The following is a 16,193-nucleotide window of genomic DNA, read 5'->3' on the forward strand; positions in this document are numbered from 1 at the left end:
TAAGAAGGTCAGACAGCTGGAAAAGGAACTGGAGGAGCTGCGCGCTGCGGGCAAGAAACAGGAAGATTGAACTCTCCAGAGCAGTTGCGAAGACAGTCATGAGGATGGACGGTCAATGTTGCGGCAACAGCAGACCATCAAGAAGGCGATCTCCTATGCGGGGATAGGCCTGCACACAGGGAGCAAGACCAAGGTCACCTTCAAGCCGGCTCCGGTGAACAGCGGCATCCGCTTCAAGCGTGTGGACCTGGAAAACTCGGTGGAGATACCCGCCGACATCGACCACGTGGTGGACATCTCGCGCGGCACCACCCTCGGCCTTGGCGACGTGCGCATCCACACGGTGGAGCACGTGTTAGCAGCCATCGCCGGCCTGGAGATCGACAACATCCTGGTGGAAATCGACGGCAACGAGCCGCCGGTGGGCGACGGCAGCGCCATGCCCTTCGTCAAGGTGTTGCTGGACGCCGGGCTGGTGGAGCAGGACTCGCCCAAGGACTATCTGAACATCGATCGCACCCTGACCTACAGCGACCCGGCCAATGGGGTCGACCTCGTGGTGGTGCCCTCGGACGAATTCCGCATCACCTTCATGGTGGACTATAAGAACCCCGCCTTGGGCACCCAGTACACCTCGATGTACTCGTTGACCGACGAGTTTGTCAGCGAATACGCGCCGGCGCGCACCTTCTGCTTCCTGCACGAAGTGGAGGAGTTGTGGGAAGCTGGCCTCATCAAAGGTGGCAGCTTGGACAACGCCATCGTCATTTGCGACCGGCAAATGAGCGACGAAGAGTTGGAGGCGCTGCGGCACAAGCTGAACCTGAGCGAGGATATCAAGCTGGGCAAGAACGGCATCCTCAATGGCCGGGAGCTGCGCTATCCCAACGAGCCCGTGCGGCACAAGGCCTTAGACCTCATCGGCGACTTGGCGTTGCTGGGTGTGCCGTTGCGCGCCCATGTGTTGGCCGCGCGCTCCGGTCACGCCGCCAATGTCGAGTTGGTCAAGCGCATTCGCAAGGAGTACAAGAAGCAACTCATCAAGGCCAAGTACCAGAAGACCTCGGTCGAAGGCCTGGTGATGGACATCGACGGCATCCAGCGCATTCTGCCCCATCGCTACCCGTTTCTGCTGGTGGACAAGATCGTGGACTTAATCCCGCAGGAGAAAGTGGTGGGCGTGAAGAACGTCACCGTCAGCGAGTGGTTCTTCCAGGGGCACTTCCCGGGCAGGCCTATCATGCCTGGCGTGCTCATCTTGGAGGCGATGGCGCAGGTGGGTGGCCTCTTGCTCTTGGATGCTGAGGACGACCCGGTGGGCAAGCTGGTCTACTTCGCGGGCATCGACAATGTCCGGTTCCGCAAGCCGGTCTTGCCTGGGGACCAATTGGTCTTTGAAGTGGAGATCGTCAAGTTCCGCAAGACCCTTTCCAAGATGGCCGGCAAGGCCTTTGTGGGGGGCGACTTGGTGTGTGAGGCGGAGTTCTCCGCCGCCATCGTTGACGAAAAGCTGGTACCGCACAAGGAGTAACTGAGGAGAGGCGCGTCTGACCGACATTCATCCCACTGCACTGGTCGATCCTGCTGCTGAATTGGGCAACGGCGTGTCCGTGGGCCCGTTTTCTATCATCGAAAAGAACGTCATTATTGGGGAAGGAACGTCCATTGCCTCACACGTGCTCATCGCTTCGGGCACGCGCATCGGCAAGCACTGCCGCATCCACCATGGGGCAGTCCTGGGCACCGTGCCCCAGGACTTGAAATTCGGGTTCGAAGAGACCACCTTGGAGATTGGCGATCGCACGGTCATCCGCGAGTACGCCACACTCAACCGCGGCACCAAGGAGCACTGGAAGACCGTGGTGGGCAGCGATTGCCTGTTGATGGCCTACACGCACGTGGCACACGACTGCGTGGTAGGCGACCACGTGATTATGGCCAATTCCGCCAATCTCGCCGGGCACGTGACCATTGAGGATTGGGCCACCTTGGGCGGCCTATTGGCCGTGCACCAGTTTGTGCGCATCGGTCGCCACGCTTTTGTGGGCGCAGGTTGCAAGGCGATGAAGGACGTGCCGCCGTACGTGCTGGCCATGGCTGAGCCACTGCAGTTTGCCGGGCTGAACTCGGTGGGACTGCGGCGGCGCGGGTTTGCGCCAGAGACGCTGCTCTTACTCAAGCGGGCCTATCGCCTGCTCTATCGCTCCAACCTGAACGTGAGTCAGGCACTGGCACGCATACGCGAAGAGCTGCCGCAGACGGAGGAGGTGCAGCACATCGTGCGCTTCATCGAGGGGAGCAGGCGCGGGATCATATGACGCTCTGGCGCGCAGACGGCCCGGCAAGCAACGTGTGGCGTTTCCTCGACACCGGCGCTGCCCTAGGGGCGTGGAACATGGCCGTGGACGAGGCCATGGCCATAGAAGCCGCACAGGGGGTAGCCACGCCCACCTTGCGGGTTTTCGCCTGGCAGCCGCCCTGTATTTCGCTGGGCTACCACCAGCGTGTGGAGGAGATCGACAGAGAGCGGTGCTTAGCCGACGGGGTGGAGCTGGTGCGTCGTCCCACGGGTGGGCGGGCCATTTTGCACCATGAGGAGCTGACCTACAGCGTCGTGATCCCCGCGTCGAGCCCTTGGTTCGGCGAGGAAGTTGCGCAGACCTATGAGCTGATAAGCTTGGCTTTGGTCGAAGGCCTGAAGAGCCTGGGGGTGGCAGCCCGATTCGAACGTGCACAGCAGACGGAGGTCGATTACCGTCGCGGCGAATTCTCCGTGCCATGTTTCTCTAGCTCGGTACGCAACGAAGTCCTGTGGAAGGGGCGCAAGTTGGTCGGGAGCGCGCAACGCCGCTACGAGGGGGCCGTGCTGCAGCACGGCTCAATTCTGCTGGGTTCTGCCCACTTGCGGCTGGTGGACTACTTGGCGGGGTTAGACGAGCAAAAGCGCGCACGCTACCGTGAGCACCTGCGGCAACGGACGGCGGCGGTAAATGAGATCGCTGGCCGGGAGGTGAGCTTTGCAGAGATGGCTGAAGCACTTGCCAAAGGGTTCGCACGCGGGGTTGGGGTGAGCGTGCGTTCCGGCGAGCTTACGGAGAAGGAGACGGCCAGGGCAACAGAGCTCCTGGCCAAGTACCAGGACCCAACGCGGAGGTGACCATGCGCAGACTGTACGTGGCAGTACTCGTAGCGGGGGTGCTCTTTGTGGCGCCACACCTCCAGGCGCAGAACTTTTACGTCGGCCCGGACGACATCGATCAGGTGCTCAAGCTGTTCAGTTCCTTCTCTGCCGGCGGCACCTTTCACACGGCGGACCTGCACAGCATTCTTGGCCTTGACGTGGGGGTACGCGGCGTGGCGGTGTTTGTGCCGGACAAGTACAAGCAGCTGCGCGGCGGCCCGTTCGAGGATGTCAGTTTTGCCGGCCTGCCTTTTGTCCACGCCAGCGTTGGGCTACCGTTCCGACTGGAGGCCATGGGGCGCTTTTTCCATTTCCCGCTGGGTGAAGAGCCGACGCGCGGCGGCGTCACCTTGGCAGGTGTTGGCCTGAAGTTCGGCCTGCTGCAGGGCCCGATCCTGCCGAAAGTGGCGCTGATGGCCACCTACCATGCCTTTTTTGTGCCGGAGGAGTACAGCTTCGGCACGGTGAGCACCATGAGCGCCAAGGCCGTGGTGAGCAAGGGTGTGCCCTTCGTCACCTTCTATTCCGGCATTGGGGTGGACCGCACCTCTTTGGACCTGGACTACAACGGCATTACGGGGAGTTACAGTTCCACCAACGTGCACGGCAACGTTGGGCTGACCATCAAGCCGCTGCCGTTGCTGTACGCCAACATCGACTACATGTTCGCGGAAGAGTTCTCCGGGTTCAACGTCGGCGTAGGGGTGACGATCCGTTGACGGGCGGGGAGTGACCCGCATGGTCCGGAAGCGACTGGCCATTCTCGGCTCGACCGGCTCCATCGGCCGCAGCTGCTTGCAGGTGGTGGATGGCTTGGGGGATGAGTTTGCGGTCGCCTACCTGGCCACCCTCGATGACGCGGAGGTCGTGGCCGAGCAGGCGGTCAAGTACCGCGCGCAGGCAGTGGGCATTGCCAGCGGGCGTTGCCCTGAGCAGGTGCGGCGGCAACTGCAGCAGCACGGCGTGGAGGTATGGTTGGGGCCGGAGGCGACCATGCAGGTGGCAGCGGCTCCGGACTATGACCTGCTGGTCAACGCGGTGGTGGGGGCGGCAGGACTGCTGCCGACCTTAGCCGCCATTGACCAGGGCAAGAGCGTGGCTTTAGCCAACAAGGAGACCCTGGTGGCCGGGGGACACATCGTCATGCGGCGAGCTGCCGAGCGCCAGGTGCAGATCATCCCCATCGACAGCGAGCACAGCGCCATTCTGCAATGCCTGATGGGGGAGGAGCACAGCGCCGTGCAGCGGCTCATCCTCACCGCCTCAGGCGGGCCGTTCTTGGATATGGACCCGGCCCGCTTTTCCCAGGTGACCGTGGAGCAGGCGCTGGCGCACCCAAACTGGCGCATGGGCCCCAAAATCACCATCGACTCTGCGACGCTCATGAACAAGGGGCTGGAGGTGATCGAGGCGCACTGGCTTTTTGCGCTGCCGGTGGACAAGGTGGACGTGGTCATCCACCCGCAGTCCATTGTGCATTCGATGGTGGAGTTCGTGGATGGCTCGATCAAGGCGCAGATGGGGGTGCCGGACATGCACCTGCCCATTCAATTTGCCCTTACCTACCCGGAGCGCCGGCCGGCTTCGTGGCCTCGCCTTGACCTGACTCGCCACCAGCGCCTGGAATTCCGCCCGCCGGACCTGCAGCGGTTCCCGTGTCTCGACCTGGCCTACCAGGCGGCGCGCACCGGCGGGACGTTACCGGCGGTGATGAACGCTGCCAACGAGGTGGCGGTGGCGATGTTCTTGGCGCGCAAGATCACTTTCGACCGCATTCCCCAACTCATTCAGCAGACCATGACAGCACACACGACCATCGCCGAGCCTGGCGTCGACGAGATCTTGGCCAGTGACGCCTGGGCCCGCGCCTATGTGGAAAGTCTCTGCCACCGGTAAGCAGTCCTGCCGCTGGCGCCGCTTTGTGAAAAATGCGAAAGGTGCGATCAAGAGAATGGCGGTAAAGATCCTCACGACGGTCCTCTCGTTTGTGTTCGTCTTCGGCATCCTCGTGTTCGTGCACGAGTTCGGCCACTACATCGCAGCGCGGCTGGCCCGCATCCGGGTTGAACGCTTCTACTTGGGCTTTGACCTATTCGGGTTGCGCCTGCTGCGTTTTCAACGCAAGGGCACCGAGTACGGCATCGGCCTGCTGCCGGTGGGCGGCTATGTCAAGATGGCCGGGTTTATCGACGAGAGCCTGGACGCGAAAACCACCGGTGCCCCGGACGAATTCATGTCCAAGAACACCTGGCAAAAGATGTACGTGCTTTGTGCCGGTGTGCTCATGAACCTCATCTTCGGCTTTCTGGTCTACACGGCCCTCTCCTTTGGCGCGCGGGTGTTGGAGCGGCCGGAGGGGGTGGATTCCCGCTCGCTGCCCCCGGTGGTCGGCGAAGTTATCCCGGGCATGCCGGCAGCCCTGGCAGGCATGGCGCCTGGGGCGGAGATTCTCCAGGTGGACCAGACGCCGGTCTCCTCCTGGGGCGAGCTCACCTCGCGCGTGCACGGCGCTGCGGGTCGTCCTCTTGTTCTCACCTGGCGGCAGGGCGACTCGGTCATCACCCGCACGGTGGTGCCGAGAAGCTCGTGGGCGCTGGAGGGGTGGTCGCTGCGTCCCTTGGGGCTCATCGGCATCGGGCCGCACATTCCGCAGGAGCTGGTGGGTCCCACACGGCGCGTCAAGCCGTGGGAGGCGGTGGCCATGGGCTTTGCCCAGACCAGCTACGCCTTTCGCATGACCTTCGCCAGCGTGAAGGGGCTGGTAACCGCCCAGGTCTCCTGCAGGGAAGTGGCAGGACCTTTGGGCATCGCGCGTATCTCGGCCAGCTCTGGGCAGCGTGTCGCGGAGGCGGTGCGCCAGCGGCGCGGTGTGGCCGAAGCGGCAGGGCAGCTCTTTTCGCTGGTGGCCCTGTTCAGCGTGACCCTGGCGCTCATCAACATCCTGCCGGTGCCTGCCCTGGATGGCGGCCACTTGGTGGTGGTCATGGTCGAGGGGATCCGACGCAAGCCGTTGCCGGTGAAGGTGCGCGTGGTCATCCAATGGATCGGCATGGTGCTCATTTTCGCCTGCTTCTTGCTGCTCACTTACAACGATGTGATGCGCAAGATGCCGTGAAAGGGCCCCCTGGCGCGGGAAGCAGCTGCGCCTCTGTCCCTGGCGGCAGAATTGCAAGAACAGCTTGACGACAAGAGGCTTTTTTGGTAATTTTGACCGGTGGCTGGAGTCGAGGGGATGAGGGGGATCAGTGCGGGGAGAAAGGGGGGGCAGGCTACCCCTGAGGCAGAAGGACTGGACCAAACGGAGGCCGGTTATGAGGTTGGCAGAGCGGATGAGCAGATTGGGTACGGAAACAGCCTTCGAAGTATTGGCCAAAGCAAAGGCCCTGGAAGCCGCAGGCAAGAAGATTATCCACTTGGAAATCGGCGAGCCGGATTTCGACACACCGGAGCACATCAAGGAGGCAGCCATCAAGGCGCTGCGGGACGGCAAGACCGGCTACTGCCCTGCGGCGGGCATCAAGGAGCTGCGCGAGGCCATCGCTGCCGATGTGGGCGCACGCCGTGGCCTCTCTGTCTCACCCGAAGAGGTAGTGGTCACCCCAGGGGCCAAGCCGATCATGTACTTCGTCATCACCGCGCTGGTCGATCCGGGTGACGAGGTCCTCTACCCGAACCCTGGCTTTCCCATCTACGAGTCGGTGATCGAGTTTGTGGGCGGTAAGGCAGTGCCGATCCCCTTGCGCGAGGAGCGCAACTTTAGCTTCGATGTCGACGAGTTTCGCTCCTTGGTCACCGACAAGACCAAGCTCATCATCCTCAATTCGCCGCAGAACCCTACGGGCGGCGTGTTGAGCCGGCAGGACCTGGAGGTCATAGCCGAGGTGGCCACTGCCCGCGATATCTTTGTCCTATCCGACGAGGTGTACAACAACATCCTCTACGAAGGCAGCTTCGTGAGCATTGCCACCCTGCCGGGGATGCGCGACAGGACGGTGATTCTGGACGGCCTGTCCAAGACCTACGCCATGACCGGCTGGCGGCTGGGCTACGGGGTAATGCCCAAGGAGCTGGCGCGGCAGGTGGAGCGCCTCACCATCAACACGGTCTCCTGCACCTCGCACTTTAGTCAGTACGGGGCGATTGCCGCCATCAACGGGCCGCAGGAGCCGGTGGCGGCCATGGTGGCTGAGTTTCGCCGCCGCCGCGACTACATCGTCGAGGCGCTCAACAAAATAGAGGGCGTGAAATGCGTGAAGCCGCAAGGGGCCTTTTACGCCTTCCCGAACATCACGGGCACCGGGTTCAGCTCCAAGGAACTGGAGCGGCGCCTGTTGGAGGAGGCGGGCGTGGCCACTCTGTCCGGCACGGCTTTTGGCAAATACGGCGATGGCTACCTGCGTCTGTCTTATGCCAACTCGCTGGAGAATATCAAGGCGGCGCTGGAGCGCTTTGCTGCCCTGGTTTCGTGAGGGCGCTTCTGGCAAGATGAACGATGAACGGCGGAACAGAAAGGTCTGAGCGGAAATGGAGCCCAAGAAGACCGGACTTTACGAGGTGCACAAGCGACTGAACGCCAAGCTGGTGCCGTTCGCCGGCTACTGGATGCCCATCCAGTACACGAGCATCGTGAGCGAGCATCGGCGCGTACGCACCACGGTCGGCGTGTTCGATGTGTCGCACATGGGGGAATTCATCATCCGCGGCCCAAGGGCGCTGGAGTTCCTGGAGCGCATGACCATCAACCAGGTGAGCGCCCTTGAGGTCAATCGCGTGCAGTACTCGGCAATGTGCTACCCGGACGGCGGCATAGTCGACGACCTGCTGGTCTACCGCCTGCCCGAGCACTACATGATGGTGGTGAACGCCTCCAATTTGGAGAAAGACTTTGCGTGGCTCTTGGAGCATCTGATCAAGGACGCGAGCTTGGAGAATGTCAGCGACGAGACTACCCTGTTGGCGGTGCAGGGGCGCTATGCGCAGGCCACTCTGCAAAAGCTGACGAGCTTGGACTTGAGCAAGATCAAGTACTACTGGGCGCAGCGCGGCCGCCTGGCCGGGGTGGACATGCTCATCTCGCGCACCGGCTACACCGGCGAGGACGGCTTTGAGATCGGCTTTGACCGCCGCTACTCCGAGCAGGTGTGGGAGGCGGTCATGGAGGCTGGCAAGGAGTACCAGATCGAGCCCATAGGCTTAGGGGCGCGCGACAGCTTGCGCCTGGAGATGAAATACTGCCTGTACGGCAACGACATCGACCAGACCACCAATCCCTTGGAGGCAGGCTTGGGGTGGATTACCAAGCTGCACAAGGGCGACTTTGTCGGTCGCGAGGCGCTGCTACGGGTCAAGGAGCAGGGCCTGCGGCGCAAATTGGTGGGGTTCGAGATGCTGGAGAAGGCCATCCCTCGCCACGGCTACGCCATCGTCAAGGATGGTAAGCAGGTGGGGCACGTGACGAGCGGCACCTTCTCGCCAAGCCTTGACAAAGGAATCGGCATGGGGTACGTGCCGATTGAGCTTGCAGAGGTGGGGAGCACCTTCGCGGTGCAGATCCGCGGCCAGGAAGTGCCGGCGGTGGTGGTGCAGACGCCGTTCTACAAGAGGCCATACTGAGGGGAAGCAGTGAAGGTTGACGTCTGTCTTGTACCGGGGGAGCTCACCTACTGTCAGGTGGCGAACCGCGCGGTGGTGGTGATTGATGTGCTGCGCGCCAGCACGACCATCGTCACGGCGCTGGCGCATGGCTGTCGAACGATCATTCCGGTCGAAGAGGTCGAGGAAGCAAAGCGCATCGCCGCCACTATCGGCGATCAGCACGTCCTGCTGGGAGGCGAGCGCGGAGGCGTGCGCATTGATGGTTTCGCCTTGGGCAATTCGCCGCGGGAGTACCGCGGTGCCAACCTGCGGGACAGTACCATCGTGTTCACCACCACCAACGGCTCACGCCTGTTTCGCATGGTGCAAAATGGTGCGCCGGTGCTGGTGGGCGCACTGGTCAATGCAGGAGCAGTGGCGCAGGTGCTGACGCAGGAGGGACGCGACGTCCTGTTGGTCTGTGCCGGCCGGGAAGGGCGGTTTTCTGCCGAGGACTGTTTCTGCGCCGGGCTGCTCGTCCATCGCCTGGGGCAGCTCTTGCCGCGCCAGGTGGAACTCAGCGATGCGGCACAGGCGACTGGACGCTTCTTTTCGGCGCGGCAAAGCGCGCTGAAGGTATTGCAAGGGAGCGAGCACGGCCGTTTCTTGGCGACGATCGGCTTTGGGCAAGACATCCCTGTCTGCGCGGAGGTGGATGCCTACCAGGTCGTGCCGCAGTACGCAGACGGGGTGATTCGCGCGCGCCCGCGGTAGCGGGGCTCAAGGACTTCGCAAGCAGAAGCGGGGGCCACAGGCGCAGCGGGCATGCGTGAGGCGCGGCAGTCCTGGCCTGAGGGATCTCGTGGCCCGCGGGCGGAGCGTGAGTCTTTGCCTTTGATAGATCGTTCTGCATGCTCCCTTGCGAGGTATTCGCGAACGAGGCGGATGCGGAGGGCGCAGAGGCGAGCGTGGGGCTGGCCACGGGTTGACGGGCAGATTGCGGCCTTTCAGCAGAGGTGCGGTCGCTTGAGTTCTCATGCGCACGCAATGCGGGGTGCGCAGTCTGCAAAGCCTTGTGGCTATGGCCGCCCCGAGGGCCTATCGTCAGAGAATGGCAGCGGCGGTGGAATGACCTCAGCAGCAGGTGCGCGACCTCTGGGCGCGCTTTCAGGCTTGAAGGGCTTGGCTTTCTTGCCTCTTCACTCGAACGCGATAGCGGTGGAAGGCGTGGTGAGAGCAGGCAAAGCACATCATAGGCGAGGCGACATCGACTTTTCGCTGTACGGCATCATCGACTGCGCCTGGCTGCGTGGCCGGGAGCTTGCGGCGGTGGTGGAGGCGGCCATCGCCGGAGGGGTGACCATGGTGCAGTACCGGGACAAGGTCTCCTCGGGCCGGGTCTTTTACGAGAACGCGCGCATTGCACAGCGGGTCTGTGCGACGCAGCGCGTGCCGTTTATCGTGAACGACCGGCTGGACATCGCCATGGCGGTGGGTGCCGACGGGGTGCACGTGGGGCAGGAGGACCTGCCGGTGGCGGTGGTCCGCCGCGTGGCCGGAGCTAAGATGCTCGTGGGTGCCTCTGCCGGCACGCTGGAAGAAGCTTTGGCGGCAGAGGCCGAAGGGGCCGACTATGTGGGTGTGGGCGCCATCTTTCCCACAGCGACCAAGCCCGATGCTGACCTCTCCTCGCTGCAGCGGCTGCGGGAAATCTGTGAGCAGGTGCGCTGCCCGGTGGTGGCCATCGGTGGCATTACCGCAGCGCGGGTGGCGGAGGTCATGGCGACGGGCGCGCACGGGGTGGCGGTCATCTCGGCGCTCATGGACGGCGATGTGCGCGCCAACGCGCGCCTGCTGAGGGAGAGCATCAGGCGGTGCAAGGAGGTGGATCGGCGGTGAGAATCAGGGAGCGCGACATGCGGGTGGTCAAGCGCCCGCGGCCTGAGGAGACGGTGGTGGCCATGCGCCGCAGAGAGATCCTCGGCGTGATGCTCATCTACTTGGCCATCATGCTCTTCTTGGCCTTGGTTTCCTATCACCCGAACGAGCGGCCGGGACAGGTCAGCTTTGGCTCGGCGCGCAACCTGTTAGGGCTGGCCGGGGCGTACATTTCCTACTTTCTCTTCCGCTACACCATTGGCTACCCGTCCGTGGTGGTGCCGCTGCTCTGTGCGCTATGGGGATGGGTGCTGCTGCGCGATGGCTCCCGCGCCACTGCCAGGCGCTGGAGCATGCACATGCTGGCCTTAGCCTTCTACGCAGCCATTCTGCTCGCCCTTCCCCAGGTGGCAGTGCACGACGGCGATTTTCACGCCAGCGAATTGGCCGGCGCATTGGGCCTGCTCCTGGCCCGCCTGATCGTCGGGGTTTTCGGCCTCACCGGCTGTGTCATTCTCCTCATCGCCCTGATGATGGTCATGGTGATCTCCGCGACCCAGGTGAGCATAGGCGGGAGCTTGTCCCGGCTCGGCGCCAGGGCACGGGGGTGGTGGCAATCGTTCAGGAAACGCCGTCTCGTCGCCCGTCAGGACGCGAAGACGCGCGCGCGGCAAGAGGAGCTGGTCAAGGGAGCGCTGGAGGTGGGCCCCGCTCCTCGGCCTGTGGCCCAGCAGGTGCCGGCGGTAGAACCTGAGCCATCTCCTCCCGGGCCGGCGCAACTGGAGCTCCAGATGCCCAAGCCGCCGGTCCGACCGGTCATGCCCCCAGCTCCGCAGCAGCCTGAGGAGGAGGAACGCGAGTACCAATTCCCGAGCCCCGAGCTCTTGGATGCGCCTCCTGACCGCGAAGTGGCGCTCACCCGCGAGGAGCTGTTAGAGAACGCGCGCCTGCTTGAAACCCGCTTGCGCGAGTTCGGCGTGCGCGGCCGCGTGGTGGAGATCAACCCCGGCCCGGTGATCACCCGCTACGAGGTGGAGCCGGCCGTCGGGGTGAAGGTCAGCCAGTTCACCAGCCTTGCCGACGACTTGGCCTTGGTGCTGCGCGCGCGCCGCATCCGCATTGTCGCGCCCATCCCAGGCAAGGCGGCAGTGGGCATCGAAATCCCCAATCCCAGGCCGGCCACGGTCTATCTGCGCGAAGTCATCGATTCGCCGCAGTTCCAGGAGGCGGAATCGGTGCTCACCGTGGCCATGGGCAAGACCATCTCCGGCGAGATATTTACTGCCGATCTGACTACCATGCCGCACCTGCTCATCGGCGGCTCCACCGGCTCCGGCAAGAGCGTTTGCTTGAACACCATCATTGCCAGCATCCTGTTCAAGGCGCACCCGTCCCAGGTGCAGTTGGTGCTGGTGGACCCCAAGCGCTTGGAGCTGAGCGCCTACGCGCGCCTCAAGGACCACCACGTCACCTACTTGGAAGGGCTGGACGAGACGGTGGTGACCAACGCTGCCAATACCATTGCCGTGCTGCGCAGCTTGGAGGTGGAGATGGAGCGCCGCTACCGGGTGCTCAACGAGGCCGGAGTGCGCAACATCGAGGAGTACAATCAGAAGGTGAGCAGGCGCCAGATCAGGGGCAAGGAGGGCCAGCCGGTGCGCCCCCTCCAGTACGTGGTGCTCATCATCGATGAATTGGCGGACCTGATGCTCACCGCGGCGCGGGAGGTGGAGGAGCCCATCGCCCGCCTCACGCAGATGAGCCGCGCCGTGGGCATTCACCTCATCGTGGCCACGCAACGGCCCTCGGTGGATGTGATTACCGGGGTCATCAAGGCAAACTTCCCGGCGCGCATTGCCTTCCAGGTGGCCTCCAAGGTGGACTCGCGCACCATCATCGACCAGAACGGCGCGGAGCAGCTCCTGGGGCGCGGCGACATGCTCTTCTTGCCGCCTGCCTCTCCGGAGCCCATCCGGTTGCACAACGCCTACATCTCCACCGAGGAGATTGCGCGGCTCATCGACCACATCCAGGGGCAGCCGAAGGTCGTGCCCAAGTTCGTCCTTCCAGCCTGGCTGGAGGAGCAGGTGCCTGGGGCTGCCTTCCGCGGTGACCGGGAGCGCGATCCGCTGTTCGCCGAGGCGGCGCGCATCGTGGTCACCCACCAGCAGGGCTCGGTCTCCATCCTGCAGCGGCGACTGAAGGTGGGGTATTCGCGAGCGGCACGGCTCATCGACGAGTTGGAGGCGGCCGGCATCGTCGGGCCCTTTGAAGGGGCCAAGGCCCGCGAGGTATTGGTGGACGAAGATGGCTTGGCGGAAATGGGGTTGCTTTAGAAAAGTTGTCGGAGGCACAGCACAATGGTGACGCGGTGTTGCGCAATAGCGGTTGCAGTGCTCCTTGCGGCCAGTTGCTTGCCAGTGCCGGTGGGCGCACAGCAGATGGACGGCCAGGCGGTGGTGCGCAAGGTGAGGGCGACTTTCGAGTCCCTGAAGACCATGCGCGCGCGCTTTACCCAGACGTTCGAGTGGCAGCTGGTGGGCGAAAGCCAAAAGACCGCCGGCACGCTGGCAGCTGCCAAAGGCGACCGTTATCGCATCGAGACCGAGGACCAGCTCATCGTCACCGACGGCAAGACGGTGTGGAACTTCAGCAAGGCCAACAAGCAGGTGATCGTCGATGAACTGGGCAAGACGGCAGACGCCCCGCTGATGCGCGACCTCATGCTGCGCTACGCCGAAGGCTACACCGCTGTGCTGAAGGGCCAGGAGGCCATCGGTGGCAGCGACTGCTTCGTGGTGGAGCTGCGCCCCAAAGGGGAGGAGTTCATCACCGCGGTAACGCTCTGGGTGGATGGCAAGCTGTGGGTCCCGCTGCGCGTGCGGCAAGTCGATGTGAATGACAATGTGAACGTCTATGAGCTGCAGGACGTGGAGTTGAACGTGACCCTGCCGCCGGGGCTGTTCACCTTTGAACCGCCCGCCGGGGCCGAGGTGATTGATATGCGGTGAACGTAGGTGGCCCCCAGGAGCTTTGGGGAGGCCTGGGAAAACGGAGTGTGGGCCGGCAAGTGTGGTGGGCTGACCTTTTGGAGGTTTTCGCAGAGGAGGTCCTTGAAACCACAGATAGGCACGGATGGGCACGGATGGTCGGGAGTGGGTGGTGCACACGGGGGCTGCCGATCGGCGAATCTTAGATGAGATATCGGGGCCATCAGCGGTTGAGGGGACTATCGGCGGGGAAAACGGCCAACGTGCGGGAGGTGTTGGTACGCCTGGGAAAAGAGCACGTGTGCCGGCAAGTGTGGTGGGCTGACCTTTTGGAGGTTTTCGCAAAGGAGGTCCTTGAAACCACAGATAGGCACGGATGGGCACGGATGATCGGGCGTGGGTCGAGCCCGAGGGGGCTGTCGATCGGCGAATCGTAGGCGATGTATCGGCGTTATCAGCGGTTGAGGGGGCTATCGGCGGGGGAAACGGCCAACGTGCGGGAGCTGTTGGTAGGCCTGGGAAAAGAGCGTGCGGGCGGGCAATCGCGGTGGCCCGACCACAGGCACAGTTGCGCACATGAAATTTCCGTAACGCCGCGAAAAAATACTTGACTTTTTTGCGAGCGTTTCGTATATTGCGGCTGACTTTTGCAAGCGGGTGCGCCTGGGGGACAGGCACCGCGGCTCCTCCTGGCAGGGGGATCCCCTGACCGACAACGTGAGAGTACCGCAGGCTGCGCCCGAGGGCGCGAGGCCAAGGGATTTCTCGTATGCCTCGCGCGTATTGCCCACAGCGAGCGGGGGAACGCAAATGATTGAGCTTCTTTCTTTGAGGGAGACGGGGAGCAGCGGGAAGAGGGGGAGATGGGGAAAGGGCGGGGCGGCTCTCGATTCCACAACCGTACCGGCTTTTCGGAGCAGAGGGGTTTGCAATGAAAGCATGGAGAGCCGTAAAAAGGGGGTTGCGGCGCCGGCCCGGCCTCAGGGCGGCGCTGAGTATGGTCCTGGTAGCAGCCATGGGGGCAAGTGCAGGCTGCGGCATATGCACGGGCGCTCCACTTGCCCTGGTGGCGGCGGCAGCCTTTGCCGCTTGCGCGGTGGCGGTGGCGACCGTACATTGAGCTTCTCTGCTGCCAGGCAACAAAGGGGACTTGTTCAGGGAACAGGGGATGTGCTCTACTATGCCTGATCACAGTCCTTTCTGAGGTAACGAGACTACTGCGCCGCTGTCCGCGGCAGCCCTGCACAGGGTGATGCGGATGACTCTTCACGCTCTTCTCCAGGGGGCAGGGACCTCAAGAGCACAACAGGGTTGGATGGGTTGCGGTGAGACGGGAAGCGCGGGGTGCCTTGAGGCACTCGACACGGTAAGCGTTCTTGTCGGAACGGCGTTCTCTGATCGCCGCCGACCCTTGACTTTAGAGTTGTGACCGCTGTGCTGGTGACGATCCGGGAGAGGTAGATGACGATCACGGTACGATCACGGATCAGCAGAGGGGAGCAGACGAGCCTGCGCACGCTCGGGGCTCCAGCCCGGCCAGGGGAGAGGCCGGAGTACGGCCAGCACGGCGCACGCGCCACGAGCGCCCCGACCCGCCTCGCCAAAGCGCGGTGCCTCACCAGCGACGAGGGAGAGACGCAGGCCAACTTCTTGCGCGAGGCCGAGGCGCTCGCCTGCTCAGGCGAGGACATGCCGCTCAGCCACCTGCCAACGATGAATTCCCACAGAAGAACATTTGTGTGCGGCGGCGTGTATGCCCGCATGGTGGGGGATTCCACCCTCCGGGCTAAGCCCATTCGCCGGGCGGCGGCCGGTATCCCGCGGCCGATGGGAGTGTCCCTGCTGGGCGCCGTGGTCGATGTGGCGAGCTGGCGTGAGATGGGCCTTCAGCTCAAGGAGCAAGGGAGACCGGGGCGAGAGGGGCGCGCCCGAGGCTCGGTGGCGAGATGCGGAGCGCCGCACTGGCGCGCGGCGCGAGGCCTAGACCGCCTAGACACAAGGCGGCCGTGGGCGGCCAGCACTACGGTGAGATTGATTGGCACGGGGCGGGGACGCGAGAGGGAGACAGTACGGTGACAATGACGAGACAGGCGGCATGCTATGCTTGGGTGGCCAGCGCCGTGCTGCTGTGCGCAGGACTTGCCGTGGCGCAGCAGACCACTGCACCCCAGGCGGCCCGCTACTTCTTAGGCAAAGAGGACGAAATCCTCATGCAGGTCAACGTGTGGGGCTTTGTCCGGCAGCCGGGCCAGTACATGGTTCCCTACGACACCGACCTCATCAGCCTGCTTTCCTATGCGGGCGGGCCGCAGGAGGAAGCCAAGATCAAGAGCGTCAAGGTGATTCGCGCAAGCGGCGGCGATAGCGGCGCGGCGCAGGTCATCGAGGTGGACGTGAAAAAGTTCCTCAAATCCGCCGATGCCTCCATGATCCCCAGGCTGAAGCCGGGCGACACCGTGGTGGTCTCGGGCACCACCTTCCACTTTGTCAGCAAATTCTTCGAATTCGTCTGGCGCATCGGCTTGGTGGTGCAAGTCGTAGCAATGATAGACTACTACTTTAGGCGCTAA

15 protein-coding genes are annotated in these 16,193 nt (G+C 63.5%); all 15 read left to right on the forward strand.

The window, feature by feature from the left end; translation table 11 throughout:
• Window positions 1-115: 115 nt before the first annotated feature.
• The 15 genes from H5U38_00400 (at window position 116) to H5U38_00470 (ending at window position 16,193) form a co-directional block, all read left to right on the forward strand.
• Window positions 116-1,531, forward strand: a complete 1,416-nt coding sequence (locus H5U38_00400; protein MBC7185471.1) for a bifunctional UDP-3-O-[3-hydroxymyristoyl] N-acetylglucosamine deacetylase/3-hydroxyacyl-ACP dehydratase — start codon at window positions 116-118, stop codon at window positions 1,529-1,531.
• Window positions 1,532-1,547: 16 nt separating this feature from the next.
• On the forward strand, window positions 1,548-2,318 hold the full coding sequence (gene lpxA, locus H5U38_00405; protein ID MBC7185472.1) for an acyl-ACP--UDP-N-acetylglucosamine O-acyltransferase: 771 nt from the start codon (window positions 1,548-1,550) through the stop codon (window positions 2,316-2,318).
• Window positions 2,315-3,157: a lipoate--protein ligase family protein gene (locus H5U38_00410; GenBank protein MBC7185473.1), complete on the forward strand. Its 843-nt coding sequence runs from the start codon at window positions 2,315-2,317 to the stop codon at window positions 3,155-3,157. The genes lpxA and H5U38_00410 overlap by 4 nt, the downstream gene beginning before the upstream one ends.
• Before the next feature lie 2 nt (window positions 3,158-3,159).
• Window positions 3,160-3,900, forward strand: coding sequence for a hypothetical protein (locus H5U38_00415; GenBank protein ID MBC7185474.1), 741 nt, complete (start codon window positions 3,160-3,162; stop codon window positions 3,898-3,900).
• A 19-nt stretch (window positions 3,901-3,919) separates the two neighbouring features.
• The gene (locus tag H5U38_00420; GenBank protein ID MBC7185475.1) at window positions 3,920-5,077 is read left to right on the forward strand and encodes a 1-deoxy-D-xylulose-5-phosphate reductoisomerase; all 1,158 of its coding nucleotides are present in this window, start codon (window positions 3,920-3,922) and stop codon (window positions 5,075-5,077) included.
• 55 nt (window positions 5,078-5,132) lie between these two features.
• Window positions 5,133-6,296 (forward strand): site-2 protease family protein, encoded by a 1,164-nt coding sequence (locus H5U38_00425; protein ID MBC7185476.1) that lies wholly within the window; start codon window positions 5,133-5,135, stop codon window positions 6,294-6,296.
• Window positions 6,297-6,492: 196 nt separating this feature from the next.
• The gene (locus H5U38_00430) at window positions 6,493-7,650 is read left to right on the forward strand and encodes a pyridoxal phosphate-dependent aminotransferase (GenBank protein MBC7185477.1); all 1,158 of its coding nucleotides are present in this window, start codon (window positions 6,493-6,495) and stop codon (window positions 7,648-7,650) included.
• A 55-nt stretch (window positions 7,651-7,705) separates the two neighbouring features.
• Window positions 7,706-8,794 (forward strand): glycine cleavage system aminomethyltransferase GcvT, encoded by a 1,089-nt coding sequence (gene gcvT / locus H5U38_00435; GenBank protein MBC7185478.1) that lies wholly within the window; start codon window positions 7,706-7,708, stop codon window positions 8,792-8,794.
• 9 nt (window positions 8,795-8,803) lie between these two features.
• Window positions 8,804-9,529: a 2-phosphosulfolactate phosphatase gene (locus H5U38_00440; protein ID MBC7185479.1), complete on the forward strand. Its 726-nt coding sequence runs from the start codon at window positions 8,804-8,806 to the stop codon at window positions 9,527-9,529.
• Window positions 9,530-9,883: 354 nt separating this feature from the next.
• Window positions 9,884-10,654, forward strand: a complete 771-nt coding sequence (thiE, locus tag H5U38_00445) for a thiamine phosphate synthase (GenBank protein MBC7185480.1) — start codon at window positions 9,884-9,886, stop codon at window positions 10,652-10,654.
• 17 nt (window positions 10,655-10,671) lie between these two features.
• Window positions 10,672-12,969 (forward strand): DNA translocase FtsK, encoded by a 2,298-nt coding sequence (locus H5U38_00450; GenBank protein ID MBC7185481.1) that lies wholly within the window; start codon window positions 10,672-10,674, stop codon window positions 12,967-12,969.
• A gap of 24 nt (window positions 12,970-12,993) precedes the next feature.
• On the forward strand, window positions 12,994-13,644 hold the full coding sequence (locus tag H5U38_00455; GenBank protein ID MBC7185482.1) for an outer membrane lipoprotein carrier protein LolA: 651 nt from the start codon (window positions 12,994-12,996) through the stop codon (window positions 13,642-13,644).
• A 910-nt stretch (window positions 13,645-14,554) separates the two neighbouring features.
• Window positions 14,555-14,743: a hypothetical protein gene (locus H5U38_00460; protein ID MBC7185483.1), complete on the forward strand. Its 189-nt coding sequence runs from the start codon at window positions 14,555-14,557 to the stop codon at window positions 14,741-14,743.
• A 341-nt stretch (window positions 14,744-15,084) separates the two neighbouring features.
• The gene (locus H5U38_00465) at window positions 15,085-15,699 is read left to right on the forward strand and encodes a hypothetical protein (GenBank protein ID MBC7185484.1); all 615 of its coding nucleotides are present in this window, start codon (window positions 15,085-15,087) and stop codon (window positions 15,697-15,699) included.
• Entirely contained in the window at window positions 15,696-16,193 is a 498-nt protein-coding gene (locus tag H5U38_00470) for an SLBB domain-containing protein (protein ID MBC7185485.1), read from the forward strand. The genes H5U38_00465 and H5U38_00470 overlap by 4 nt, the downstream gene beginning before the upstream one ends.

Source organism: Calditrichota bacterium, from assembly GCA_014359355.1.
Taxonomy (GTDB): Bacteria; Zhuqueibacterota; Zhuqueibacteria; order JANLFK01; family Oleimicrobiaceae; genus Oleimicrobium.